The sequence below is a fragment of the Larsenimonas salina genome (assembly GCF_023736155.1).
Lineage (GTDB): Bacteria > Pseudomonadota > Gammaproteobacteria > Pseudomonadales > Halomonadaceae > Larsenimonas > Larsenimonas salina.
Genome location: NZ_JAMLJJ010000003.1, coordinates 266,086 through 292,233 on the forward strand (window position 1 = coordinate 266,086; position 26,148 = coordinate 292,233).

At 61.1% G+C, this 26,148-nt stretch carries 24 protein-coding genes; 8 read left to right on the forward strand and 16 right to left on the reverse strand.

All coding sequences use genetic code 11. The annotated features are described in order from the left end of the window. The first annotated feature begins 126 nt into the window (after nucleotides 1-126). Complete coding sequence (locus NAT23_RS08310; RefSeq protein WP_251927319.1) at nucleotides 127-1,449, forward strand: MFS transporter; 1,323 nt, start codon at nucleotides 127-129, stop codon at nucleotides 1,447-1,449. 50 nt (nucleotides 1,450-1,499) lie between these two features. Continuing rightward, the gene (locus tag NAT23_RS08315; protein WP_251927320.1) at nucleotides 1,500-3,797 is read left to right on the forward strand and encodes a glycoside hydrolase family 3 C-terminal domain-containing protein; all 2,298 of its coding nucleotides are present in this window, start codon (nucleotides 1,500-1,502) and stop codon (nucleotides 3,795-3,797) included. Nucleotides 3,798-3,805: 8 nt separating this feature from the next. On the opposite strand, the gene NAT23_RS08320 is transcribed toward NAT23_RS08315, so the two are convergent. After that, nucleotides 3,806-4,645: an NAD-dependent protein deacetylase gene (locus tag NAT23_RS08320; protein ID WP_251927323.1), complete on the reverse strand. Its 840-nt coding sequence runs from the start codon at nucleotides 4,643-4,645 to the stop codon at nucleotides 3,806-3,808. Between the two features lie 153 nt (nucleotides 4,646-4,798). Between NAT23_RS08320 and NAT23_RS08325 the strand changes: the two genes are divergently transcribed. Then, a complete protein-coding gene (locus NAT23_RS08325; RefSeq protein ID WP_251927326.1) occupies nucleotides 4,799-5,698 on the forward strand; it encodes a nuclease-related domain-containing protein in 900 nt (299 codons plus the stop codon). A gap of 102 nt (nucleotides 5,699-5,800) precedes the next feature. On the opposite strand, the gene rluF is transcribed toward NAT23_RS08325, so the two are convergent. Together rluF and NAT23_RS08335 are read right to left on the reverse strand one after the other, a co-directional pair. After that, on the reverse strand, nucleotides 5,801-6,997 hold the full coding sequence (gene rluF, locus NAT23_RS08330; RefSeq protein WP_251927329.1) for a 23S rRNA pseudouridine(2604) synthase RluF: 1,197 nt from the start codon (nucleotides 6,995-6,997) through the stop codon (nucleotides 5,801-5,803). A gap of 164 nt (nucleotides 6,998-7,161) precedes the next feature. Continuing rightward, entirely contained in the window at nucleotides 7,162-8,742 is a 1,581-nt protein-coding gene (locus NAT23_RS08335) for a sodium:solute symporter family protein (RefSeq protein ID WP_251927332.1), read from the reverse strand. Nucleotides 8,743-9,033: 291 nt separating this feature from the next. Between NAT23_RS08335 and NAT23_RS08340 the strand changes: the two genes are divergently transcribed. Next, on the forward strand, nucleotides 9,034-9,918 hold the full coding sequence (locus tag NAT23_RS08340) for an NAD(P)-dependent oxidoreductase (RefSeq protein ID WP_251927335.1): 885 nt from the start codon (nucleotides 9,034-9,036) through the stop codon (nucleotides 9,916-9,918). A gap of 1 nt (nucleotide 9,919) precedes the next feature. On the opposite strand, the gene NAT23_RS08345 is transcribed toward NAT23_RS08340, so the two are convergent. The 10 genes from NAT23_RS08345 to NAT23_RS08390 form a co-directional block, all read right to left on the reverse strand. Then, the gene (locus NAT23_RS08345; protein WP_251927338.1) at nucleotides 9,920-11,299 is read right to left on the reverse strand and encodes a dihydroorotase; all 1,380 of its coding nucleotides are present in this window, start codon (nucleotides 11,297-11,299) and stop codon (nucleotides 9,920-9,922) included. A gap of 562 nt (nucleotides 11,300-11,861) precedes the next feature. Further along, nucleotides 11,862-12,713 (reverse strand): SDR family oxidoreductase, encoded by an 852-nt coding sequence (locus tag NAT23_RS08350; protein WP_251927341.1) that lies wholly within the window; start codon nucleotides 12,711-12,713, stop codon nucleotides 11,862-11,864. A 162-nt stretch (nucleotides 12,714-12,875) separates the two neighbouring features. Beyond that, nucleotides 12,876-13,868 carry an aspartate carbamoyltransferase catalytic subunit gene (locus tag NAT23_RS08355; protein WP_251593362.1) on the reverse strand — a complete coding sequence of 331 codons (993 nt, stop codon included), beginning with the start codon at nucleotides 13,866-13,868 and terminating at the stop codon, nucleotides 12,876-12,878. Nucleotide 13,869: 1 nt separating this feature from the next. After that, nucleotides 13,870-14,367 carry a bifunctional pyr operon transcriptional regulator/uracil phosphoribosyltransferase PyrR gene (gene pyrR, locus NAT23_RS08360; protein ID WP_251927344.1) on the reverse strand — a complete coding sequence of 166 codons (498 nt, stop codon included), beginning with the start codon at nucleotides 14,365-14,367 and terminating at the stop codon, nucleotides 13,870-13,872. Further along, nucleotides 14,364-14,822 carry a Holliday junction resolvase RuvX gene (gene ruvX / locus NAT23_RS08365; RefSeq protein WP_251927346.1) on the reverse strand — a complete coding sequence of 153 codons (459 nt, stop codon included), beginning with the start codon at nucleotides 14,820-14,822 and terminating at the stop codon, nucleotides 14,364-14,366. Before ruvX ends, pyrR begins: the two co-directional genes overlap by 4 nt. Nucleotides 14,823-14,855: 33 nt before the next feature. Next, nucleotides 14,856-15,413 (reverse strand): YqgE/AlgH family protein, encoded by a 558-nt coding sequence (locus tag NAT23_RS08370; RefSeq protein WP_251927357.1) that lies wholly within the window; start codon nucleotides 15,411-15,413, stop codon nucleotides 14,856-14,858. 93 nt (nucleotides 15,414-15,506) lie between these two features. Continuing rightward, complete coding sequence (gene gshB / locus NAT23_RS08375; protein ID WP_251927360.1) at nucleotides 15,507-16,469, reverse strand: glutathione synthase; 963 nt, start codon at nucleotides 16,467-16,469, stop codon at nucleotides 15,507-15,509. Nucleotides 16,470-16,627: 158 nt separating this feature from the next. After that, a complete protein-coding gene (locus tag NAT23_RS08380; protein ID WP_251927365.1) occupies nucleotides 16,628-17,359 on the reverse strand; it encodes a 16S rRNA (uracil(1498)-N(3))-methyltransferase in 732 nt (243 codons plus the stop codon). Nucleotides 17,360-17,361: 2 nt separating this feature from the next. Next, nucleotides 17,362-17,829 (reverse strand): protein-export chaperone SecB, encoded by a 468-nt coding sequence (gene secB, locus NAT23_RS08385; protein ID WP_251593372.1) that lies wholly within the window; start codon nucleotides 17,827-17,829, stop codon nucleotides 17,362-17,364. A 46-nt stretch (nucleotides 17,830-17,875) separates the two neighbouring features. After that, complete coding sequence (locus tag NAT23_RS08390) at nucleotides 17,876-18,298, reverse strand: rhodanese-like domain-containing protein (protein WP_251593374.1); 423 nt, start codon at nucleotides 18,296-18,298, stop codon at nucleotides 17,876-17,878. A 180-nt stretch (nucleotides 18,299-18,478) separates the two neighbouring features. On the opposite strand from NAT23_RS08390, the gene gpmI reads away from it, so the two are divergent. From gpmI to NAT23_RS08405, 3 genes are all read left to right on the forward strand, one after another. After that, nucleotides 18,479-20,032 carry a 2,3-bisphosphoglycerate-independent phosphoglycerate mutase gene (gpmI, locus tag NAT23_RS08395; RefSeq protein ID WP_251927368.1) on the forward strand — a complete coding sequence of 518 codons (1,554 nt, stop codon included), beginning with the start codon at nucleotides 18,479-18,481 and terminating at the stop codon, nucleotides 20,030-20,032. Between the two features lie 93 nt (nucleotides 20,033-20,125). After that, complete coding sequence (locus NAT23_RS08400) at nucleotides 20,126-21,250, forward strand: murein hydrolase activator EnvC family protein (RefSeq protein ID WP_251927371.1); 1,125 nt, start codon at nucleotides 20,126-20,128, stop codon at nucleotides 21,248-21,250. 56 nt (nucleotides 21,251-21,306) lie between these two features. Next, on the forward strand, nucleotides 21,307-22,593 hold the full coding sequence (locus NAT23_RS08405; RefSeq protein WP_251927374.1) for a S41 family peptidase: 1,287 nt from the start codon (nucleotides 21,307-21,309) through the stop codon (nucleotides 22,591-22,593). Here NAT23_RS08405 and NAT23_RS08410 read toward each other — a convergent pair. Genes NAT23_RS08410 through NAT23_RS08420 form a run of 3 tightly spaced genes read right to left on the reverse strand, consistent with a single transcriptional unit; the run spans nucleotide 22,585 to nucleotide 25,618 of the window. Then, on the reverse strand, nucleotides 22,585-23,802 hold the full coding sequence (locus tag NAT23_RS08410; protein ID WP_251927377.1) for a UbiH/UbiF/VisC/COQ6 family ubiquinone biosynthesis hydroxylase: 1,218 nt from the start codon (nucleotides 23,800-23,802) through the stop codon (nucleotides 22,585-22,587). The genes NAT23_RS08405 and NAT23_RS08410 overlap by 9 nt on opposite strands. A 9-nt stretch (nucleotides 23,803-23,811) precedes the next feature. Continuing rightward, complete coding sequence (gene ubiH, locus NAT23_RS08415; RefSeq protein WP_251927379.1) at nucleotides 23,812-25,002, reverse strand: 2-octaprenyl-6-methoxyphenyl hydroxylase; 1,191 nt, start codon at nucleotides 25,000-25,002, stop codon at nucleotides 23,812-23,814. A 25-nt stretch (nucleotides 25,003-25,027) separates the two neighbouring features. Continuing rightward, nucleotides 25,028-25,618, reverse strand: a complete 591-nt coding sequence (locus tag NAT23_RS08420; protein WP_251927381.1) for a UPF0149 family protein — start codon at nucleotides 25,616-25,618, stop codon at nucleotides 25,028-25,030. A gap of 147 nt (nucleotides 25,619-25,765) precedes the next feature. Between NAT23_RS08420 and NAT23_RS08425 the strand changes: the two genes are divergently transcribed. Then, nucleotides 25,766-26,089 (forward strand): cell division protein ZapA, encoded by a 324-nt coding sequence (locus NAT23_RS08425; protein WP_251593386.1) that lies wholly within the window; start codon nucleotides 25,766-25,768, stop codon nucleotides 26,087-26,089. Nucleotides 26,090-26,148: the final 59 nt, after the last annotated feature.

The window sequence follows — 26,148 nt, forward strand, 5'->3', positions numbered from 1 at the left end:
GGCGAAGTATGAAGAGGATCGACTTTAGGCGCTATCGACAAAAGATCAATACCGAACCCACAACGGCGTCACTAGCATGAAACCAGTTACATATGTAACTAGTTACATTCCCAATCGGAGTGATCCATGCTCGGCAGAAAAGAAAAACTAAGCTTTGGCATCGGGGATTTCGCGTTTGCCTTCACCTGGGCGTCGGTGGCGCTTTATCTGATGTATTTCTACACCGACGTATTCGGCATCGACCCGGCGCTGGTGGGCACGCTGTTTCTGGTGGCAAGGCTTTGGGATGCGGTGACGGATCCGGTCGTCGGGGTTCTGAGCGATCGAACCCGCACGCGTTTCGGCCGGCTCAGGCCCTATCTTTTATGGTTTTCGCTGCCGCTTGGCATTTTGCTTGCGCTGACATTCACCACGCCGGAGCTGACCGGCACCGCCAAGGTGGTCTACGCCTTCGCGACCTACATCGCCCTCATGGGGTTCTATACGCTGGCCAACATTCCCTATTCGGCGCTGCCGGTGTCGATGACGACCGACAATCAGGAGCGTCGGGATCTGAGCAACGTCCGCGTCATCTGCTCCTACGTGGCGTTTGTCGTCATAAGCTACACGACGCTCCCGATGGTCAAGACGCTCGGTGATGGCGACGACGCGCTCGGGTTTTCACTGGTGTTCGCGCTTTACGGCGCCATTACCTGCCTTGTGCTGCTGATGACGTTCAAGGGCGTGCGCGAGCGCCACACCGAGGGCGACAGCGCCGGAAGCCCCATAACCAGTTTCAAGGACGTTGCCCGGGCCAAACCCTTCTGGCTGATGTTCGCGATCTGCACGTTGATCTTTACCCTGATGCTGATGCCGGACTCGGTGGCGATCTACTTCTTCAAGTATTACCTCGGCGATGAAGACGGCGTGTCGCTGTTTCTCGCCTGCGGCTATATGGCGCTGATCGGCGGGGTGCTGCTCAACCAGTATGTGTTGAGCCGGTTCTGCAAGCGCCAGGTCATGATCTGGGCCAACCTGGCCTACGCGACCGTGCTGTGCGCGTTTTTCGTTGCCGCCGACATGGCCGCTCCGGTGTATTTCCTGGTGTTCATGCTGATCAAGCTGTTGGCGGGCATCGTCGCGGCCACCATGTGGGCGATGGTCGGCGACATTGCCGACTTCGTTGAATACCGCTCGGGCCGCCGCGCTACCGGCGCCTCGACCAGCGCCGTCACCTTCAGCCACAAGTTCGGCATGAGCGTGGGCGGGCTGTTGACCGGCACGCTGTTCAGCGCGTTCGGCTACGTGCCGAACGCGGCCCAAAGCGAGACGGTGCTGACCCTGATCAAATCCATGATGAGCCTGTTGCCGGCGCTCGGTGCGCTGGGCGTGGCGCTTTTAATGGTGATCTACCCGCTAAGCGACGCCGCCATGACCACCATTCGCCAACAAAAACCGACATCCAACTGATCCTGGGCCGACGGGTTCGTCGGCTCCCCCTGTTTTAAAAAGGAGCTTTCATGCGTTCGATTGCCGACACACTTGCCGAGATGACCCTCGAGGAGAAGGCCGCCCTGTGCTCGGGGCAGGACTTCTGGAACACCCGGCCCATCGAGCGTCTCGACGTGCCTGCCATCATGCTCTCTGATGGCCCACATGGGCTTCGCAAACAGCCCGATGGCCCGGGCGCCGACCACGCAGGCCTCCTTGCAAGCCTCCCCGCAACCTGCTTTCCGACCGCGGCCGGGCTTGCAAGCTCCTGGGATACGGCGCTTCTGACCCGGATCGGTGAAGCCCTCGGGGACGAGGCCCAGAGCGAGAACGTAAGCGTCGTGCTCGGGCCGGGCACCAACATCAAGCGCTCACCGCTGTGCGGTCGCAACTTCGAGTATTTCTCCGAAGACCCGGTACTCTCTTCCCGGCTTGCAAGCGCGCACATTCAGGGCGTTCAGTCGAAGGGGGTCGGCGCCTCGCTCAAGCATTTCGCCGCCAACAACCAGGAGCATCGCCGGATGTCGGTCGATGCCCGCATCGATGAGCGCACGCTGCGCGAGATTTATCTCGCAAGCTTCGAAGAGGCGGTCAAGGTGGCCAAGCCCTGGACCGTGATGTGCGCCTACAACCGAATGAACGGCCCCTACTGCAGCGAACATTCGCGCCTTTTGACCCAGATTCTTCGAAAGGAGTGGGGCTTCGACGGCATCGTGGTCTCGGATTGGGCCGCCGTGAATGACCGCGTGGCGGGCCTCGAGGCCGGGCTTGAGCTCGAAATGCCGACCAGTGGCGACACCCGCACCCGCCAGATTGTGAACGCGGTCGAGTCGGGCGCGCTGAGTGAGGGCGTGCTGGATCAGGCGGTCGAGCGCCTGCTCGCCTTCATCGAGCGGGCGCACACGCAAGACCGCACCGACACAGACGTCGATCTGGACGAGCACCATCAGCTGGCGCGACACGTCGCGCGAGAGTCCATGGTGCTGCTCAAAAATGACGGAGCGCTTCCGCTGAGTACGAATCAGCGCGTGGCCGTCATCGGCGAATTTGCCGAACGCCCGCGCTTTCAGGGCGGCGGCAGCTCGCACGTCAACCCGTACCGCGTTGAAACACCGCTTGAGGCATTGAACGCGACGGGCCACAAGGTGCAATACGCCAAGGGCTTTGAGATCGACCGCGACGACACCGATCAGGCGCTTTTGGAGGACGCAGTGGCCCACGCGCAGCGCGCCGATGTCGCGGTGCTGTTTCTCGGGTTGCCTGAGCGGTATGAATCGGAAGGCTATGACCGAACGCACTTGGACATCCCGGCCAATCAGCGCGCGCTGATCGATGCCGTACACGCGGTTCAACCCAATACCGTTGTGGTGCTCGCCAATGGCTCGCCGGTGGCAATGCCCTGGCTTTCAAAAGTCTCTGCGGTGCTCGAAGCCTATCTGGGCGGACAGGCCGTGGGCGCGGCAGTGGCCGATCTGCTGTTCGGCGAGGTCTCGCCCTGCGGCAAGCTCGCCGAGACTTTTCCGCACCGGCTTGAAGACACCCCCTGCTACCTGCACTTTCCCGGCACCGGCGATGTCGTCGAGTACGCTGAGGGGATTTTTGTCGGCTATCGCTTCTTCGATGCCAAAAACGTGGCGCCGCTCTTTCCCTTTGGCCACGGCCTGAGCTACACCACGTTCACCTATCAGGATCTGACGCTTTCAGAGGCACGCATAAGCGCCGATGACACCCTCGACGTCACGGTGCGCGTCACCAACAGCGGCCAGCGCGCCGGCAAGGAAATCGTTCAGCTGTATGTGAGCGATCACACGCACGCGGTGCCTGTGGCGCCCAAGGCGCTTCGCGGCTTTGAGAAGGTACACCTCGAGGCGGGCGAATCAGCCACGCTGAGGTTTACTCTCGCTCGACGTGACTTTGCCTACTTCGACGTCGACACAAATGACTGGCGGGTGCCGACCGGCAGCTTCTCTATCAGCCTCGGGGCGTCCTCGGCCGACCTGCGTCTGACGCAGGAACTGTATGTGAGCGGTGATGCGCCACGCTGGCCCGCGCTTGATCGCAATACCCTGGTCGGTGATCTTTCAGGCATTGAGGCCGCCCAACGTATCCTTCACGACGCGCTTGCGCCGCTGGCCGCGCAAAACCCGCTTCTGACAGGCTTTGCCGACGACCCGAGCGACGATCACAGCGACGACATGATCGAGGCCATGATGCGCTACCTGCCGCTTCGAGCGCTGGTGTCCTTTACCCAGGGGGCGTTCGATGAGGCTCAGCTCGAGCGGCTGCTTCAACGCCTGGAGCAGAGCCGCCCGTCAGATGGTGCTTGATCGGCTCCTCATGCGCCGCCCGCCAGGGCGGCCATGGTCTTGCCGATGGGGGCTTCGACCTTCAGGGTGAACAGATCATCGGCGCGGGTATGGCCTCGATTCAGACACAGCACCGGCTTTCCGGCGCGATGCGCCTGCCGGGCGAAGCGGAAGCCCGAAAACACCATAAGTGATGAGCCAATCACCCACAGCCCGCCCGAGGTATCCAGCCACGACATCGCGCGGGCCAGCCGATCTCGCGGCACGTTATCGCCGAAATAGACCACATCGGGTTTCATGATGGCGTGGCCACAGCGCGGGCACGGCGGAATATCAACGTCGGAAAAATCGTCCGCATCGAGGTCGGCGTCGCCATCGGGGGCAACCTCAGCCTTGAGCGCAGTCCAGCTCGGGTTTCTATTGGCAAGCCATTCGTGATAGACCGTGCGCTTGAGAAGCCACCGACACGCCATGCAGCGCACCACATCCGCCCGTCCATGAAGGTCGATGACGTTGCGGCTCCCGGCCTTTTGATGAAGGCGATCCACATTTTGGGTAATGATGCCCTGGACAAGCCCCTCACGTTCAAGGCGCGCAAGCGCCTCGTGCGCCATCCCCGGCTGGGCCGTGCCCAGCGCTGAAAACCCCACCAGGCTCCGTGCCCAGTAACGTTTTCGTGCACTTTCGCTTTTCATGAAGGCCTGATGGGACATCGGCGGGGGCCGTTTCCACTGCCCTTCGCCGTCGCGATAATCGGGAATGCCGCTTTCGGTGCTGACGCCCGCGCCAGTGAGTACACACATCGGGCCATGGCGCTCGAGGTGGGCCCGTAGCGCGTTGATCGAGTCATCCATTGCAGTCTCACTCATGTCGCTGTATCACGGTAGTTATAATCGCCCGAACTCGAGGCCCGAGCTGGCAGTCTGCCGCCAATGCAGCATTTTCACGGTCAGTACGGGTAGTGTAGTGTCTGGCGATTCACGCGCCCATTTCGTTGATTTCGCTACGCTCAGGAGCCCGCCATGTACGGGTTGGATTTCCTTCTACCGCTGATGTTCATCGCCCCGATGCTGGCCACGATGGTGGTGGTGTTCAGCCTGCGGCATCTGTTCTATCACCGCTTTTTTTCACCGATCAACGGGCGGGCGCTGAACGAACCGGGCCAGAGTCTTAGAAAACGGCTCGATGACGCCTTGATCCGGCTGTATCTGGAGGCCTCACTCGGCCCGCTGGTCGCACTGACGCCGATCGTGTTCGGCATGGGCCGCATGGTGATTACCGACCGCCAGAACTGGCTCGAATGGGCGATCTACGGGTTCGTGAGCACCTTGATCGTGTTCGTGCTCGGCGGGATGATTCTCGCGACCTATCAGCGCATACATCGCCTCAAACTGGGGCTTGCCTGTGAGCTGTCAGTGGCCGATATTCTGCGCCCGCTCGATGGCAAGGGCGATGGCGGATTTGCCGTCTTCAATAACCTGCCCACACCTCAAGGCAGCATCAGCGCGGTCGTTCTGACGCCTGCCGGCGTGTACAGCGTCGTGACCAAGGCACGGACACGCCCACCTCATATCGACCTCGGTCAGCCGGTCGTGGTTGAAAAGGAACAGCTTCATTTCCCCCACATGCGTGAGCACCAACCGATCCGCGAGGCACGCTCGATGTGCCGCTGGCTTTCACAGCAGCTCGAGGTCAGCCTTGGCGAACCCATTGGCGTGACCGGCGTCGTGGCACTGCCGGCCTGGCATGTTCAGGGCGGACAGGCAGGCCCCGATGTGCGCGTGCTCGGCGGCCACCAGCTGCTCGACGTGCTCGGCGATTTGGGTGCCACCAAGCACCGTCTAAGCGAGACTCAGCACAAGGCGCTGCATACCCTGTTGACCCGTTGGACGGCCGGTAACGTGCACTTTCCCTCGAAGTGATCGGCGCCCTCGAGGCATACATGAAGCACGGTGTCGACCAGGCCATGGCTCATCGGCGATGAACGGTAGGTGATGCCCGCCCGGTCATCCACGTCACGAATCTCAGCGTTTCGTTCGTCCCTGCCCTGAGCGGCCGCCGCCACTGGCAGGACGCGACTTGCCGCTGCCACGCGCCTTGAGCGGGCCTGATTTCCTGGCGGGTGCGCCTGCCTTGCCGGACCCGGCACCGCCCTGTTTCGCGGCGTGTCGCCCTGCCGGTTTGCTCTTGGTGGCGGAAGTTCCCTTCGTCGCGTTCGAAGTGCCCTTAGGGCCCGCTTTTCCGCTCGCCGACGGCTTACCTTTCGTGGCGGGTTTGTTCTTGGTGGCTGAGCCGCCTTTCCCCGGCGGTTTGGCCGAGCCCTGCGCGCCCGATTTTGCGGTATGACGGCCAGCGGCCCCGCCCTTGCCGCTCGTCTTGCTCTTCGCGCCGCCCGCGGATCGGCTCGCGGCCGAGCGCTTGCCAGAGGCGTGGTCATGGCTCTTTGCACCCGTTTTGGACGCGGGTTTGCCATGGGCTGAGCGGCCCTTGTCCGCGACCTTCTCGGACTGCTGGGTCTGCGCGACAATGCCGTCGATTTCCTTCGGCGTGAGGTCTCGCCAATCCCCCAGCGCCAGCCCCTTGAGCGACACGTTCATGATGCGGTTACGCACGAGCCGAGTGACCTCGTACCCGAAATACTCACACATGCGACGAATCTGGCGATTCAGCCCCTGCACCAGAGTAATGTCGAATACGTTGGCCGATACTTTCTCTACCCGGCAGCGCTTGGTCACCTGGCCGAGAATCGGTACGCCCTGCTGCATACCGTCGATGAAGCGCTCGGTGATCGGTTTATCCACCGTCACGCGATACTCTTTTTCGTGGTTGTTGCCCGCCCGAAGGATCTTGTTGACCAAATCGCCGTTGCTGGTGAGAAAGATCAGCCCCTCGGAGTCCTTGTCCAGCCGTCCGATCGGGAAGATTCGCGCGCCATGGCCAACGAAGTCGACGATATTGGCCTTTTCGCTTGAGTCGGTGGTACTGACGATGCCGGGCGGCTTGTTCAATGCAATCAGCACGAAATCATCGTCTTCCGTCGGCTCGATCTCCTGGCCATTAACCTTGACCCGATCCCCCGGCGCAACCTGATCGCCGGTCGTCGCCCGACGTCCGTTGATCCAGACATTGCCCTGTTCGACGAAGCGGTCCGCCTCTCGCCGGGAGCACATGCCGCTCTCGCTGATGTATTTGTTGATGCGGGTGGATTGTCGAAATGACATAGCGTCAAACACCGTAAAACGTCCCAAAGTGCGCAAAGTATGTCGCAAACCGCCCCCGGAACGTTAGCGTTCAGGGCGAAAAAACGTGACGCATTCAACGACTGCGCATGCCCGACATGCGACATACTCTGCTGATCTTTTACCGACAGCGTGACGTCATCGGCTCACAGCGACTGCAGCCAGAATAGAAACACGATCCAGCCGAAGAAATAGAGGATCAGGGCGATGATCCAGCCGCGTACCGAGGGTGTCGTGGCGGCGTCCTTCTCGGGGCGGCGGGCAAACGTCAGCCCCTTAATCTGTGACACCGACGGGCGCCCGCCGGTGCAGCGGCTGACAAGGTGCCCGGCCACAACCACCACGACCACGCCGACGAGGTTGTAGTAAAGCCAGGACATCTCGACGACGCTCGTTAGACTCCAGACCACCACCACCCCGATCACCAGTCCGAAAAACGCCCCGGAGGCATTGACGCGGCGGCTCAGGATCGCCAGCCAGAACGCCCCGAGCAGCACGCCGTTGAAGTACGAACCCACCTTGTTGACCGCCTCGATCACCGGCCCCAGGTTGTCTGCAAAGAACGCAAAGCAGGTGGCAAACACGCCCCAGAGCACCGTGGCCCAACGCGAGGCCGCGAGGTAGTGCGCGCTGGAGGCGTCTTTCTTGATGAAGCGCTGGTAGATGTCTCTGACCGAGACCGCCGAGAGTGAGTTGAGCGCCGAGTCGAGACTCGACATCGCCGCGGCGAATACACCGGCCACCACCAGCCCGGAAATGCCCGGCGGCAACTCGGTGACCACGAACCGGGGAAACAGCTCATTGGGGTTATCGACATTCGGGGCGCCTGTGTGGGCGTAGAACGCGTAGAGCATGATGCCGATGAACAGAAACAGCATCATCTGCGGCACCAACAGAAAACCGCCGAGAATGAGTGAGCGTTTGCTCTCATGTTCGGAGCGGCTTGTGAGCACGCGCTGAATCTGGCTTTGATCGGCGCCGAAATACGCCACGTGCAGGAAGAACCCACCCACGACACCAGCCCACAGGCTATAGGTGGCCGATGGCGCCGTGTCGAGGTTGATCGGGTGCAGCATGTCGTTATCGCGGGCGACACTGATCACCTCGCTCCAGCCGCCGGGCAGGGCATCGAGCATCACGACCATACTGAGGCCAGCCCCGAGCCACAGCACCAGCATCTGCATCACATCGGTCCAGATGACGGCGCTGATACCGCCAAGTACCGTGTAGCTGACCGCGATGACCGCCATCAGGAGAATGGTCCAGTTGACTGGCCAACCGGTTACCACCGACAGCACCAGCGCCGGGGCGTAGAGTACGATGCCGGTGGCAAGCCCACGGGCCAGCAGGAACAGACACGCCGCCAATACACGGGCCCGTACATCGAACCGACGCTCGAGAAATTCATAGACGGTGTAGACGCCGCTTCGATAAAACATCGGCACCAGAAACGCGATCAGAAACCCGATCGCAAGCGGGGCGTTCACAAACGTGATCAGCCGCTCGAGCCCGCCCTCATACCCCCAGCCCGGCGCACCGATGAAGGTAATGGCACTGGCCTGGGTCGCCATCACCGAGAGCCCTACTGCCCACCAGGGGAGCTTGCGGCCGCCCAGAAAGTAATCTTCGGTCGATCCCTGCTTACGGCCTACCCAGGCCCCGACTGCCGCAGTCAGAGCGATGTAGGCCACCAGCACCAGCGTGTCCCAGATCGTGAAATGACTCATGCTGCCCCCTGTCCATCACCGCGCGGTTGTTGTTATGTGCATCGCGCCTCTTGGTACCGGCTCGTCTCGAGTGCGCTAGCCGATGACGCTGTTCAAACGTCCCGGTTCACATGACCCTGTTTACTATAGTTGGCGGTCGAAAAAGGGGTTCGAAAACACCCCCTAAATTAGTAGAAACCCAAAGCAAGGCCAGCGCGCCATCATCCGGGCAATGCCGTGGCAAAGCCTGTAGCGAGCGCTTACGCTAGGCTCGATAGGCACACCGTTTAGATCCATCGACAAGAGGCTTACATGTCACATTCCCACATCACCGTTGCCGTCCTCGGACTTGGCGCCATGGGCCATGCCTTTGCCGCGAATCTCTTGAAAAACGAGTTCACGCTCCGGCTCTGGAACCGCACACGCGCTAGAGGCGAGGACCTCGAACAACAGGGCGCTACGCTTTGTGATACTCCCGCAGACGCCGTACGCGGCGCTGACGTGGTGCTCACCATGCTGCCCGACATCGACACGACCCGAGAGGTGATGTTCGACCAGGGCGCGCTTGAGGCCATGCAAAAGGACGCCACGTTCCTACAGATGGGTACGCTCGGCGTCGAGCCGACCGACGATCTGGTGCAGGCCATCGCCACGCAGCGGCCCGATGTCGTAGTCATCGACGCACCTGTTTCCGGCACCAAGGCACCGGCCGAAAACGCCCAGGTACTGGTGCTTGCAAGCGGTGAACGCGAACGGGCCCCGCACATCGATGCGGTGTTCGAGGCCATCTCGAAGGGGGCTCGCTGGCTTGGCGAGGCCGGCGCCGGGGCGCGGATGAAACTGGTGGTTAACGCCTGGCTGATCGAAATGATGCAAGGCATCGCCGAGAGCGCGCAGCTTGCAAAAACGCTTGGATTTTCGACCGACGATTTCTGGTCCGTGCTCGACGGCGGGCCGCTGGCCGCGCCCTACGTCAAGGCCAAGCTGGACATGATCAAGAGTGAAGATTTCGAGGCGCAGATGGCGCTTGAGTGGGGGCTCAAGGATGCGCGACTGGCCCTTGAAGCGGCGGACACCACCCCGATGCCCGGCCTTCAAGGCATCGAGGCGTTCTGGCGCGAGGCTGATGGTCAGGGCCACGCCAAGGATGACATCGCAAGCATCTACGCCTACATGGACACCCTGAAACGCGGCTGAGTTACAGCACGTGGCGAAGCTTTCCTTCCACAATGGTCGCCACGCAACGCCCGTTCATCGACACGCCGGCAAGCGGCGTGTTGATGCCAACCGATTGCCACGCGCCTTCGGTTGGCGTCCAGCGATGAATACGATCAAAAATGGCAATATCCGCCGCGCACTCCGCCTCAAGCGTGCCGGCTGCACACCCCAGCACCCGGGCGGGACCTGCGGTCAGGCTGTCGATCAGTCGCTCAAGCGACAAGACCCCCTCCTCGACCAGCGCCATCCCCATGCTCCAGCAGGTTTCGAGGCTGGTAATGCCGGGCTGTGATTCGGCAAACGGTGCCAGTTTAGCTGCCGCTTCATGGGGCAGGTGGTCGCTCACGATGGCGTCAATCACCCCAGACTCGACCCCCGCTCGGAGCGCGTCGCGGTCGTGTGCGCTCCGCAAAGGCGGCTGAAAATGAAAGCGGCTGTCAAACCCTTCCAGCAATTGATCCGTCCAGTGCAGATGCATGATGCTGACGTCTGCCGTAACCGGAAGCCCCCGCGCCTTGGCCGCCGCGACGGCCTCAACGCCCTTGGCCGTGGAGAGCCTTGAAAAGTGCGCGCGAACGCCGGTCTGCTCGACCAACACCAGCCACTGGGCAAGCGCGATGGTCTCGGCCGCCGCGGGGATACCACTGAGTCCGAGCCGAGCTGCCACCGCGCCATCGTGCGCGCAGCCACCGGCTGCGAGCGCGGCGTCTTCTGGTTGAATGTGCACGGGAATATCAAAGGTCGCGGCGTAATCAAGACAGCGAAGCGCGACCCGGGTGTCCGTAATTGGCGCGCGACCGTTGGTCAATGCCGCACATCCGGCGGCCTTGAGGCCGGCCATGTTGGAAAGAAGCTCACCCTCAAGCCCCTTGGTCAGCGCCCCGAGCGGCAGAATGTGTGGCCCCTCGAGCGCTCGGGCCTTGGTAAGTAGCGTTTGAATCTGCGGCGCGTTATCGAGAATAGGGGCGGTGTCCGGCCTCGGGCACAGCGTGGTATAGCCCCCCGAAAGCCCTGCACGAGCCTCCGAGGCAAGCGAGCCCTTGTAGCTCGGCCCCGGCTCACGCAGATGCGGCCCAAGATCGATCAGGCCAGGCGTTATCAGACACCCTTCCAGTGACCAGCTCTGCTCCGGTGTAAACCCCACCGGTGCCTTGCCAAGCGCCTTGATGCGCCCGCGCTCCACGTGCACGTCGTAGACCCCATTGAGCCCTTGCGCCGTATCCAGTACATGCGCCCCATGCAGGGTATAGCGTTCGGCAAGTTCAGCAGCAGTAAACGGGATGCGCGACATGAAGGCCTCGTTCGGGAAATGAGCGTCGCGCCAGAGTATAGCGCCCTTTGTCAGGGGTAAAAAACGCATGTCCTGCCCGCCTTTTACCGCATGGGAAAGACGCATGAAGACGGGCGGCGTAATACGTTCGATCTTATTACGTAACTTATTACATAAAACCGTATCACAGAAATATAGATACCAAGCTAATTAACTAAACGTGCTAAATCGAGAAAATACTGGCAGCAGAAATAACGTGAGACGCTTCTAATTAAATGAATTTTGCGTCAGTGCGGCCATTAAATCGCCCCGCTGCTTTGAGCGCTTTCACACATACATCTGCAGCCGCGCCCTTCAAACGCAGAAAGCCGCGATTAAAAGCCCCCCATGCAGGCGATGCCGTACAAACCCCAATACGGCGCACGTATCACCCACGTCGCACAGGCTATCCAAGGCACATACGCAAGCAACGATTCAACATGACGCCTGGCGCCCGTAACGCTCTCAATAAACAAATATGGACGGAAAAATGGCTTAAAATCGAAAAAATTCAGAGAAAAAAGCATTAACGGTGACACATCCTCAAGGGGAGTCAACCGAAAAAAAGCGCGCTCGAAGGCGCGCTTTCAGTGACGCAGGAAGGCGGGAGCGATCAGGTATTGACCACGACCCCGCCATTCAAATGAAGGGTTTGACCGGTCATGTAGCTGCTGTCCTTACAGGCGAGGTAGACGTAGGCCGGCCCCATTTCTGAGGGTTGTCCGGCGCGGTTCATCGGCACCTGACCGCCGAACTGCGCCACTTTCTCCTCATCCATGGTTGCCGGGATCAACGGCGTCCACACCGGGCCAGGGGCAACCGCATTGAAGCGAATGCCACGCCCCACCAGATTGATTGCCATCGAGCGCATGAACGCCTGAATGGCGCCCTTGGTGGTGGAGTAATCGATCAGGGTATCGTTGCCCTTGAAGGCGTTGATCGACGAGGAGGAAATGATGCTGTCACCGTCCCCCAGATGCGCCAGAGCCGCCTTGACGACATAAAACTGGCTCAGAATGTTGGTATCGAAGGTGCGGCGAATCTGCTCTTCCGACAGCGCCTCCAACCCCTCGACATCGTGCTGCTCGGCCGCGTTATTGACCAGAACGTTTAACCCGCCGAGGGCCTTGACGCTTTCCTCGACCAGCGAATGACAGAACGCTGCCTCACCAAGATCCCCTTTAAACGCCACGAACTGGCGTCCTTCGGCCTCGACCAGTTTGCGGGTCTCTTCGGCGTCGGCGTCTTCACAGAGATACGAGATCGCGACGTCAGCGCCTTCACGGGCAAAGTGCACGGCCACCGCGCGGCCAATGCCACTGTCGCCGCCGGTAATCAGAGCCTTCTTGCCCTTGAGCTTTTTTGAGCCTTCGTAGTCGTCTCGAATGTACTCGGGTTCCGGCGTCATCTTGTGCTCGTGCCCGGGTTGAGACTGATCCTGCTCGGGAAAGTGTTGATCGGACATGCGGCAAACTCCTTTTGCGCAGCGGATAAGGGCGTATTCCCTTATGTGACCGTAGACACTCACGCCGCGCATGCAAGGAGACCGATCGGCGCCGCCTGAAGGCGACGCCGATCATGATTAAAGGGAGTGTTCGAAAGGGAGGATGGAAAAGGGGGGTTCGGCTCAGGCGGCGTTTTGCTGGGTCTGTCCGCTGACCGCCATCGACATCACCGCCATGCGCACCGCGATGCCGTTGGTGACCTGATCGAGAATCAGCGAACGCGGGCCATCGGCCACACTCGATTCGATTTCGACGCCGCGGTTGATCGGCCCCGGATGCATGACGACGGCCTCTGGGTGCGCGTAGGAAAGCGTCTCGCGGGTCAGGCCGTAGTAGCGGTAATACTCGCTTTCAGAGGGCAGCAGTGCCCCATCCATACGCTCTTTTTGAAGGCGCAGCATGATCACCACATCGACGTCCTCAAGGCCCTTTTTGAGGTCGGTAAAGACCCGTGCGCCCATGGACTCGATGTCGGTCGGAAGCAGTGTATTCGGCGCAACCACTCGCACTTCACCGGCGCCAAGCGTTTTGAGCGCGTGAATCTGGGAGCGCGCGACCCGCGAATGGAGAATGTCTCCGACAATGGCGACCTTGAGTGCTTCGAACGCGCCCTTGTGGCGCCGGATCGTCAGCATGTCGAGCATCGCCTGGGTCGGGTGCGCGTGGCGGCCATCGCCTGCGTTGATGATCGCAACGTTCGGTGTGACTTGGCTTGCAATAAAGTGCGCTGCCCCCGAGTCGCTGTGGCGCACAACAAAGGCATCGGCCTGCATCGCCTCCAGATTGAACAGGGTGTCGCGCAGGGTTTCGCCCTTGGACGCGGAGGAGGCGCTGATGTCGAGGTTCAGAACATCTGCCGAGAGGCGCTTGGCCGCCAGCTCAAACGTGGCCCGTGTGCGGGTCGAGTTTTCGAAAAACAGATTGACCACCGTGCGCCCACGCAAAAGCGGCACCTTCTTGACCTGAGCGTCACCGATGCCGCGAAAGTTGTCGGCCGTATCGAGAATCTCGGTCAGAAGCGACTTTGAAAGCCCCTTGATGTCGAGGAAATGGCGCAGGCGCCCATCGCGGGTGAGCTGCACGTCCTCGGGGGTGGCCGGCGGAAGAATCTGCATGTCAGGACTCCTTGAGCGAAAGGGACAAAGGGTCGGGGCCGTTGAGCTTGACCCGCTGCCCCATTGGCAGGGTCAACCGCTCGCCGACCAGATCGGGCTGAATCGGAAGCTCGCGTCCGGGCAGGTCAATCAGTGCGGCAAGCGTGATGCGCTCAGGCCGCCCGAAATCGAAGAGCTCGTTCATGGCCGCTCGAATGGTCCGTCCAGACATCACGACATCATCGATCAAGAGCACGTGAGCGCCCTCGATCTCAAACGGCAGCTCCGTACTTCGACGCGTAGCCGGCAGGCCCTGACGGTCGAAATCATCGCGCCAGAAACCGATGTCCAGCGTGCCGATCGGCCCATCGAGCCCGAGCCGCTCGGCCAGCGCCTGAGCGACCCAGACACCTCCGGTATGAAGACCAACCAGAGTCGGGGGCGTTGGCGCCTCATCAAGGTGAGCGCGGGTGGCGGCCGCCAAACGGTCCAGGAGCGCCGGTACGGAAGGTAGGGTCATCGTTCGATCTCCGAAAGCAGTGCGCCGATCACGTCGTCGCGCTGGAAAAAACCGGCCAGAATCAGCTGGGCCGCCAGCCCATCCACGCCGTGCTCGCGGTAATTGCCCTTGTGTCCACGCTCGTGGGCAATGGCCTTGGCCTCGCGGGTCGTGCCGCGCTCATCGACCATTTCAAACGGCTTGCCGTAGCGACCGTAAAGCCGCTTGGCGAACTTTCGCGCCCTGAGGCTCATTTCCGACTCGCTGTCATCCATATTGAGCGGCAGACCCACCACGAACAGATCCGGCTGCCACTCCTCGATCAGACGCGTGACCACGTTCCAGTCTGGAATACCGTCACGCGCCGTCAGGGGCTCGAGCGCCGTGGTGGTGCCAAGCATTTCCTGCCCGACCGCCACGCCGATGCGCCGTGAGCCGAAATCGAACGCGAGTACCAGCCGCTGCCCGGCGCTCATGGCCGACAACGCCCGGCCGCATGTCGCATCGGATCAGCCATGGCCGGCCTCACGCGACAAAAGATGCAGGTCAACGCCCAGATGGCGCGCAGCACTGTCCAGACGCGCCTCGGGCGGGGTATTAAAGAGAATTTCAGCCGTCGCCTCGACCGTGAGCCAGGTGTTGTCCTTGAGCTCCTTGGCCAGTTGATCGGACTCCCAGCCCGCACAGCCAAGACAGATCAGCATCTCGTCCGGGCCGTGGTTGTCGGCCAGGGCGTGAAGAATGTCCATCGAGGTGGTAAGTGCGATGTCTGGCGTGACCTGCAGGCTCGAATCCCAATCGGCGGCCTGACCGCGATGGAGAATAAAGCCTCGGTCCTTGTGGACCGGGCCGCCATAGAGCACCGTTTCATCCTTGTGACGGGAATGGGACCCATCGATCTCAAGCTGCTCGAGCAGCCCAGCGAGGGTCAGCGCGAGCGGTTGGTTGATGATCAGACCCAGCGTGCCCTTGTCGTCGTGGTCGCAGAGGTAGCTGATCGTACCGGCAAAGTGGCCATCATCGAGGTGAGGCATTGCCAGCAAAAAGTGATCTTGCAAGCCGTTCATGAGCCTCCCGTACATCGTTCGCAGCGACGGCCGCCAGGAAGCGGCCGTCTGTAAATGAATGCGTAGCAGTGTAACACTTGATTCGGGATGTGCTCAGGCCTGCTGGAGGCGGCGCTCGATGGCGTCCATCAGAAGCGCTGGAATGTCGGTGCCTTTCTGGGCATCGATTTCCCGCACGCAGGTCGGGCTGGTGACGTTGATTTCAGTGATGTAATCACCGATGACATCGAGCCCGACAAACATCAGGCCAAGCGACTTGATGACGGGTTTGACCTGCTCGACCAGCCAGTAGTCACGGTCGGTCAGTTCGCGGGCAACCCCCCGGCCACCGGCCGCCAGATTGCCTCGCACTTCACCCGCGCTTGGAATGCGTGCAAGCCCATAGGGCACCGGCTCGCCGTCCACCAGCAGGATGCGGGTATCGCCCTGGGAAATTTCCGGGATGTAGCGCTGAGCCATGATCTGGCGCTGGCCGCGAAGGGTCAGCTGCTCGATCACTGCGCCCAGATTGCGCCCTTCGGGGCCGACGTGGAAAATTCCCGAGCCGCCCATGCCATCCAGCGGCTTGAAGATGGTGTCGCCCTGTTCTGCGTGAAATGCGCGCAGCACGTGATCCTCACAGGCCACCACGGTCGGCACCAGGCACTGCGTAAACTGCTGAGCGAAGAGCTTTTCGTTGCAGGTCAAAAGCGCCTGAGTCGGGTTGACCACCAATACGCCCTCGCGCTCGGCAAAGCCAAGCAGGTGCGTTGCGTTGATGAACTCGTGGTCGACCGGCGGGTCCTTTCGCATCAGAACCACATCAAGCTCGGCTAGGGGGCGCGCTTCGAACTCGCCAAGTTCGAACCAGTGGTTAGCGTCCTCGAACACGTCGAGCGGCGCCATGGTGGCCATGGCCACGCCCTGGTTCAGAAACAGGTGTTTCTGCTCCATGTAGTAGAGGTTCCAGCCACGCTTGCGGGCCGCCCAGAGCAGGGCAAGGGAAGTGTCTTTCTTGTAGGCGATGTCAGCGATCGGATCCATCACGATGCCGATATTCAATGCACGTTCAGCCATGGAGCGGTCTCGATATCCTGTCGATTCATGCAAAAAACGGGCGCAGGCCCGTTTCTCTTGATGCTCGTAGTATGCGACATGGTCTGACGCGATACCATGACCGATCGGTGCAAACACCGTCGCAGAAAGGTCGCAGCTCGTTGAATGAGCCGACCGATTCAGGATGTATACAGGTCTCCGTAGCGCGCCTGCAAAAGCGTCAGCGCAACCACGGGCGCGGTTTCGGTTCGAAGCACGCGGGGCCCAAGCCCCAGCGGCTGAAAGCCATGATGGCCAGCGCGTTCGACTTCCGCCTCGCCAAGGCCCCCCTCAGGGCCGATCAGTACCGAGACCGCCTCAGGCGGCTCAGGCAGGTCCTGCCAGCCAGGCTTGCCGGGGTGGAGCACCAGCCGCAGCGGCTCCTCGCGCGCCGAAAGCCAGTCCTCGAGTGCACACGGCTCGTGAAGCGTCGGTACGCGTGCCCGCCCGCACTGCTCGCAGGCACTGAGTGCCACACCTCGCCAGTGGGCCAGCTTCTTGGCCGCCCGCTCCCCCTTGAGCCGTACATCGCCGCGCTCGGTATAAAGCGGCGTGATCTCACTCACACCGAGTTCGACCGCCTTCTGAATCGCATAATCCATGCGATCACCCTTGGAGATTGCCTGGCCAAGATGCACTTCAAGCGGGGATTCTGGCATGGGTGAGCACTCACGTTCGATCTCGACCTCGACCTGCTTGCGGGTGATGGCCGTCACCCTGGCCTCCACCTCACGGCCGTGGCCGTCAAACAGCCGGACCGACTCATCGACCCGCGCCCGCAATACGGTCGCCAGGTGACGCGCAGGCCCTTCCGGTAACGAAAGACGCTGCCCGAGGGGCAGCGCCTGATCTACATAAAGCCGGGTGCTCATGCTCAGTTGGTCGCCTGGGCGGCCTGTTGTTTCTGAGCGTACATGGCATCGAAGTTGACCGGGGCCAGCATCAGCGCCGGGAAGCTGCCACGATTGACAAGGCTATCGATGCATTCACGGGCATAAGGGAACAAAACGTTCGGGCAGAACGCGTTCAGGGTGTGATCGAGCTGAGCGTCCGGCAGACCGGAAATGGTGAAAAGCCCTGCCTGCTCGACTTCCGCCAGAAACGCCGTGGTTTCTTCCGCACCGTTGTAGACCTGGGCGGTGATCTTGACGGTCACTTCATAGACGCCGTCGCCGACCGCGGTGTAGCCGTTGTCCACATCCAGCTTGACCCGCGGCTGGAACTGCTGCTGGAAGACCGAGGGCGAGTTGGGCGCCTCGAACGAGATGTCCTTGACGTAGATGCGCTGAAGCGCGAACTGAATGTCGTCCTGGCCCTGCTCGGTGGCGTTTTGTTCTGACATCACATACCCCTTGAAAATGAATCGAGTCGCTCGATGCGGTTATGGGTTATCGACGCACGACCGGCAGTTCGTCTGCCTGCCACTGCGCCATGCCGCCCTTGAGCTTGGCGGCCTTCGAGAAACCGGCGGCCTTGAGCGTCGTCATGGACTGACCTGCGGTCTGGCCTGACTTGCACACGACGATCACCGGCGTGTCCTTGTGTTTTTCAAGCTCGTTCATGCGCTTTTCGAGCTTGCCGGCCGGGATATTGACAGCACCGGCAATGTGGCCGGCCTTGTATTCCTTGGGCTCGCGAATATCGACCACGACGGCTTCATCGCGGTTGATCATGCGTGTGGCTTCACCGGAAGTCACACCGCCTTCGGCGTTGCGCTTGGTTTCAAAGGCCAGCCACGCCAGCAGCAGCACCACGAAGATGCTGACCAGCACGAGGTGATTTTGGGCAAACTCTAAAAATTGATCGAACATTGGGCCTACACTCTTGGGAGATCCTGACTCTGGAGGGCGTGATCGCGCGCGCCGCCCTCCGGAAAAAAGCGCGCCCAGTATACACAAGCCGCCGTCTGACGTCCGGCTGACGTGGTAGTGGGCGTGGGGTATGATGCCTGAAAGTGCACCTTACGCGAACCAGCTAATTGAGGCGATTTCATGACGAAGGAAGCGACATCCCGTCCACGTCCCGTGGCGTTGATCATTCTCGATGGCGTCGGTCAAAACGACGCTACGGAAAACAATGCCGTCTACAGCGCGAACACGCCGGTCATGGATGACCTGAAATCCCGCTATCCGCATACGCTGATTCACACCGATGGCGGGTTCGTCGGACTGCCTGAAGGGCAGATGGGCAACTCCGAGGTTGGTCACATGAACCTGGGCGCCGGCCGCGTCGTCTATCAGGAACTGACGCGCATCACCAAGGCCGTCGAAGACGGTGAGCTCGAGCGTAATGATGTACTGACCGACGCCATCGACAAGGCGGTCGAGGCCAGCAAGGCCGTACACGTCATGGGCCTTCTGTCACCGGGCGGCGTGCACAGCCATGAAGACCACGTGCTTGCGCTTTTGAAACTGGCCGAAAGCCGCGGCGCCAAGTCGGTCTACCTGCACGCATTCACCGACGGTCGTGACACTGCCCCGAAAAGCGCAGGCGACTCGATCGAGCGGATCGACAAGGCATTGACCGAGCTTGGCACCGGCCAGATCGCCTCGGTAGTCGGCCGGTTCTACGCCATGGACCGAGACAACCGCTGGGAGCGGGTCGAGGACGCCTACCGCGTCGTTGCCGACGGCAAGGGCCGACATACGGCAAAGAGCGCGATGGATGCCTTGAATGCAGCCTATGAGCGTGGTGAGACCGACGAATTCGTCGAGGCCACCAGCATTCAGCCCGAGGGCGCGCCGATCACCATCAATGATGGCGATACGGTGCTGTTCGCCAACTTCCGCTCAGACCGCGCCCGCGAACTGAGCCGCGCATTTCTGAGCGAGTCGTTCGACGGCTTCGAGCGCACACCGCCCAAGGTCAATTTCGTGACCATGACCCAGTACGCCGAAGACATCAAAGCACCGATTGCCTTCCCGCCAAGCGATCTCAAGAACACACTGGGTGAAGTCGCCGCCGCGCGCGGGCTCAAGCAGCTGCGTATCGCCGAGACCGAAAAGTACCCGCACGTCACCTTTTTCTTCTCCGGCGGCGAGGAAAACGAGTTCGAGGGTGAGGAACGCATTCTGGTGCCGTCGCCACGCGACGTTAAGACCTACGACCAGAAGCCTGAAATGAGCGCCGAAGGCATTACCGACAAGCTCGTCGAGGCGATCCGCGACAAGCGTTTTGACCTGATCATCTGCAACTACGCCAACGGCGACATGGTCGGCCACACCGGCGACTTCAATGCCGCCGTCAAGGCCGTCGAGACCGTCGACACCTGTCTTGGCCGCGTGATCGAGGCCATGCACGAGGTCGGCGGCGAATGTCTGGTCACCGCCGATCACGGCAACTGTGAAATGATGGTCGACCCGAACTCCGGCAACCCGCACACCTCGCACACCACGTTTTTGGTGCCGCTGATCTACGTCGGCGAGCGCGCAGACACCATCCGCGACGATGGCAGCCTCTGCGATATTTCACCGACACTTCTGACGCTGCTCGGTGAAGAGGCGCCGTCCGAAATGACCGGCCGCTCCCTGGTGACCCCGGACTGATTCAAGCTCATGCGTGCATTTTTCAATCACGCGCGAAAGGCCCTATGCCTGGGGTGCTTTCTGACTCTGGCTCCCGGTTTCATACCGGGAGCTTTGGGTGAGGAGGTCTCGAAAGCGGACCTTGAGCGCATCAACCAGACGATTCAAACCACGCGCTCCGAGCTCGACGACACGTCAAGCGCCCGGCGCGAGGCCAGATCTGCCCTCAAGTCAGCGGAAGTTAAGCTTTCAACGACCCATCGCAAGATCGATACGCTCATCAATCAGCAGCAGGACATCAAGCACTCGCTTGACGCGCTCAATGAGCGCAAGACCACACTCGAACAAGACCGTGCCGACCAACAGGCGGCCCTGGCCAAACAGATGGCCGGACTTTATCGGCTGGGCCAGGACCCGCAGATCAAGCTCCTGCTCGACCAGGGTGACCCGACCCGCATCGCCCGTTTTCAGCATTACCTGAACGTGCTGAACAAGGCCCGCCGCGAGCGCCTGGACGCGCTTGCGCAGCTGAACCAGGATCTGGCCAACAACACTCGGGCACTTAAGCAGCAACAGAGCGAACTCGAACAGAATCTCGCGGCCCTGACCCAGCAACGTGATCGGCTGACGGCCCAGCGCAGCACGCGCGCAAGCGCCCTCGAGCGCCTCAATGCGACCTACAGCTCGCAAAGGCAACGACTGGCCTCGCTCGAGGATGACCGCACCCACGTCGAGTCGCTGCTTGAAAACATGCAGCGTCAACTCGAAAAGGCCCATGAAAAGGCCCGTACGCGCCCTCAAGGCTCGGGCCTGACCGCCGAAGAAGAGCAGGCCGAGGCGCCCAGAACGATCAAGGCCTCTGGCAAGACAGGGACCTATCCGGTCACGGGCGCTCGCCTTTTGACGGACTACCGTCAAGGCAAGGGCGTACACAAAAATGGCATCCTGCTGGCCGCCAAGGCCGGAAGCTCCGTACGCGCCATGGCCGGCGGCCAGGTTGTGTTTGCCAACTGGCTTCGGGGCTTTGGCTATCTGGTCATTGTCGATGATGCCAGTAACGTCCTGACGCTTTACGCCCATAACCAGCAGCTCACGGTGAGCACCGGCGACCGCGTTGAAAAAGGCGCCGTCATCGCACGCGTGGGCGACACCGGGGGGCTCGACCAGCCGGCGCTCTATTTCGAGGTTCGAAAGGGCGGTCATCCGACCAACCCACTACGCTGGCTATCGCGTCACTGAACCGGCGTTAGCCACTGAGCCGCCGTTACGTACTCAAGCACGTCCAAGGAGAGGTTATGCGTCGTTTTCTACCCACCGCGTTGGCAATGGCCGCACTGTTTGGTGCCACGGCACAGGCCGACGTAGACGCGCTGCCGCTTGAGGACATTAAGACTTTTTCACAGGTCTTCGAGCAGGTGCGCCAGACCTACGTTGACCCGGTAGATGACAAGACGCTGTTCGACAACGCCATGAAAGGCATGGTGTCAAAGCTCGATCCACATTCGGCCTACCTCGACGCCGAGGCTTACCGGGACCTCAAGGAAGCGACCAGTGGCGAGTTTGCCGGCATCGGCATTCAGGTCGGCGAAAAGCGGGGCGCCATCGTCGTGATCGCCCCGATCGATGAAACGCCGGCCGCCCGTCAGGGTGTCCAGCCAGGGGATCGTATTCTTGCCATCGGCAACACATCGACCGAGGGGATGACGCTTCAGGAAGCCATTACCCGAATGCGCGGCGACGAAGGCACCGAGTTGACCCTGACGCTCGAATCGGCGTCAGGCCCTCATGCCGAGGCGCCACCTCGCACACTTACGTTCACACGTGAAATCATCCAGGAAGAAAGCGTAAGTGAGCGCACACTCGCGCCAGGGTACGGCTATATCAGGATTTCTCGCTTTCAAAAGCGCACCGCCGATGAGTTTGATCACGCCCTCGAGCGGCTGAAGAATGACGAAGAGCCATTGCAGGGGCTGGTGCTCGATTTGCGCAATAACCCGGGCGGCCTGCTGGACAGCGCGGTCACGACCGCCGACGAGTTTCTTGAGGGTGGACTGATTGTCTACACCAAGGGCCGCCTTCCGGAGCACCGCTCGCGCTTTACCGCCGATGCCGCGCACGCTGTTCCAGAGCGCACGCCGGTCGTCGTACTGGTCAACGCAGGTACGGCCTCTGCCGCGGAAATTGTGGCGGGCGCCCTCAAGGATCATCAGCGCGCCATCATTATGGGCGAACCCACCTTCGGTAAGGGCTCGGTGCAGACGGTCATGCCACTCAGCAATGGCTCAGCGCTCAAGTTGACCACAGCGCGCTATTTCACACCTGACGGCCATTCGATTCAGGCAACCGGTATCGTGCCGGACATCGGCGTTCAGCGCGGCACGCTGAACGTCAATGACAGTGAGCGCTTACAGGTACGTGAGCGCTCACTTGAAAACCACTTGATCAACGCATCGTCAAACCGCACGGAGACCGCTCCAGCCTCCGAGCTGGCTCAAAAGGATTATCCGCTAGGCGAGGCACTGAATCTGCTCAGAGGGCTCAATGTATGGGGCGCCCGCGCGAAGGGGCACTCATCAGACTGAGCCGGTCATGGAGGCAGGGACACTGCCGCGCTGACCGAATGCCTGCCGGATAAAAAAGCGCTTGAGGGGTGTGGCGTGTTCGACGCCGTTAAGTCCAAGGTTGCGCGCCAGCTGAAGCGGCGCCCACTGACTCTTGAAGCCGAGTCGAAACGCATCCATCAGCATCAGCATCTGAGCATTGTCTCCGCGCCGACGACGCGAATACCGGGAAAGTGCCTGGGCATTGCCTACTGCAATGCCGCGCCTGACAGAAGTAAGTACCTCCTCACTTAGTGTCGCTGCATCCAGAAACCCCAGATTGACCCCTTGGCCCGCCAGAGGGTGGATGCTGTGGGCCGCGTCCCCGACCAATGCCACACGCTCGCTGGTGTAGCGCTCGGCGTGGCGCTGGATCAGCGGAAAGGCGACCCTGGGCGCCACCGAGGTAATTGAACCCAGCCGGTATTCGAAGGCGTCGGCCAGCTCCGCCTTGAACGCCTCATCCGATAGCGCCATACGCGATTCGGCAAGCGGTGCTTCGGAGGACCACACGATCGAACTGGTGAGCTCACGCTCGTCGGGCATCAATGGCAGAAACGCCAGCGGCCCTCCCGGCAGGAAAATCTGACGCGCGGTACGCTGGTGCGGTAGCGCGTGTGTCACGGTGGTTACCACACCACGCTGGCCGGAGTCGCGGTCGCGCGTTCGAATCCCGGCAAAATGCCGGATGTTCGAGCGAGCGCCGTCAGCACCGACCAGAAGCCGTGCTTCATGGGTACGGCCATCGTCACAGTAAAGCCGCACGCCCTCACCTGTAAGTGAGTAACCGCTTGCGCTGAACTGCCAGTCACACGTGACGTTCGGGTGCGCATCAAGCGCCTCGTGCAGCGCGTCGGTAATGGCACTGTTTTCGACAATGTGGCCGAGCGACTCACTGGCGGCGTCTTCGGCATCAAACGTCACTTCCCCGCTGCCTTCCCCATCCCAGACCGTCATCGCCTTGTACGCACTGACGCGACGCGTGCAGACACTGCGCCAGACACCGAGGTGCTCAAGGAAATACCGCGAGGCCTGAGTGATGGCACTGACGCGCTGATCGATCATTGAGGTCTGCCAGCAAGGCGTACCGGCACCGGTATCGACCAGGCACACCGTCAGCCCACCCTTCGCAAGCGACAGCGCCAGGGCACTTCCGACCATGCCTGCACCGACCACGATTACATCCTGCATAGCTCTCTCCTAGCGCTCGAGCCCCATCGCTCGGCGTGTTAGTGCGCGGCGAGCCGGGGTCATGACGTTCAGACCGATCAGTCCGAGTCCACGTGCGTGAGAAATCAATGAATTCGTGACGCCAAAGAGGCGTACCAAACCATCACTGAAGCCAACGATCTGGTCGCGATCACGCGCTCGACGCGCCTCAAAGCGCGTCATCATGGCATGATTGCCAAGCGCCTCCGACGCATTGAGTGTCGCCTCGATTTCAGCGCATAGATCCGCCACGCCGCGCAGCGCGAGATTGAATCCTTGCCCTGCGACCGGGTGAAGACTGTGGGCAGCATTACCAAGAATCGCCAGATGACCGCGTACCTGCTCGCGCGCCTGCTTGAGCGAGAGCGGGTAGCTTATTCGCTTGCCGACCTGCTCGAACCGGCCAGCGCGGTCACCGAAGCGGGCTTGAAGCGCACTTAAAAAGTCCGTATCGGAAAGCGACATGGCGCGGGTGAGCGCCTCGGTCTCGTGAGTCCAGACCAACGCCATTTCGCGGCCATCCAGCGGCAGGAGCGCAACGGGCCCCTCGGGTGTGAAGCGCTCAAACGCCGTGCCCTGATGCGGTCTGGAAAGGCGCACATTGCTGATAAGCGCGTGCTGGTGGTAGGGGGTGACATCATCCTCGATGCCAAGCTGCTGCTTGAGTCCGGAACGGCCGCCATCGGCCATGACCGCAAGGTGTGTGTCGAGGGTTTTGCCCGAGGCAAGCGTCAGACGATATCCCGTCGACTGCGCCGTGATGGTCTCGACCGAATCAGGGCTTAACCACTGCACCGGTAGCTCTGCCAGATGAGACTGCAATACGTGGCCCATCCAGCGGTTTCGAAGCACATAGCCAAGCGCGGTCGTCCCGACGTCGCGGTGAGAGAGCCGCGTTGCGCCAAGATAGCCGCGCTGACTGATATGAATGGTCCGGATGGGGCTTGCCCGCTCGCTCATGGCCGGCCACAGCCCGAGGGCGCCGAAATAACGCGCCGAGCCATAGGCGATCGCACTCGACCGATCATCGAAACTTGGCTGCGGGGTCGTCGGCGCACTGAGCCCGGCAGGCTCTATGATGGTGACCGTAAGACCATGGCGTTCGATGAGCGGGGCCAGTGCGCAGGCAAGGCTTGCACCGACCAGGCCGCCACCGATAATGGCGATGTCCGTATGGCTCATGATGTCCTTATCTTAAGAGACCGGCTTAGTGGCGGGTCACCTCAGGGTCGTTTTCATCCACCTGCTCGACATCCGGCTGACCGGGGTGCTGCTGCGTATAAAGCAGCATGGCGGCCATACGGGCGTGCTCGGTCAGCGCGAACAGGTCGTTTTCGTTTTCGGCGGTGTTATCAAGGTCGGTTTCGATGCCGCACAGGGTGTTAACGTCCTCGAGCGCTTCCTTGAGCGCAAACGGCCATTGATCACGTACATCGCTCTCAACCTCGGACAGCACCTCACAGAAACCAAGGCACCAGTCCTTGAGCCCTTGGGCCTGCTCCGAGATGGAGTAGATGTCGTCCGGGATCAGCGGCTCATAGCCAAGCTCGCTGGCAGATAGCCGGTCTTCCGTACGTTTTCGCCACTCAAGCAGCTGCGCTGCCGCATCACGATCGCTTGGTTCATCCACGCCAAGTGCGGAGCAGACTTCATCAAGCCAGGCTTCCGGGCTTAGATCGGTAAGCGCGATCTGGGCGCAGAGACGGCCATCCAGAAAGGACGGTGACTGCAGGCTGCCGTGGGCCAGAAAGAGGTCACTGATCAGTGAGAAATCGAGGGAGTCTTCTTGAATCGACATGGGCTCCTGTCGCGCGTTGTCGGATCGAATTTAAAAGAACGCCAGAGCGGTGCGTTGACCGGTCAATAGCGGCTCTCTATAGTGCGTAACCATGATTCACCATCTTAGCGCACTGGCCCGTAAAGGCCCATGCCGGAGCACGTCATCATGAGCGAGGCATCCCGCCGCACTATCGAAATCACCCTGCTGGGTCAGACCTATCTCGTCAACTGCTCCGATGACGAAGAGCCGGCTCTGCTCGATGCGGCCAGATACCTCAATACCGCACTCGAGGGCATTCACGCGCAGGGCAAGGTGGCGGACATCACCAAGATCGCCTTGATGGCCGGGCTCAATATTACCCATGAGTTGATGGGAGAGCGCGAACTCCGCCTCAAGGGCGAGCATGTAGCCGCCCAGTCAAGCGATGCGCTTGGCCGGGCTGTCGAGCGGGTTACGCCACGAACGTCGCCGACCTCATCGAACGAATAGCGGGTGCTTCACCGCGTTTACCTTTGGGCGCGCCCGTCAGAATCTGTTAGACTGAACCT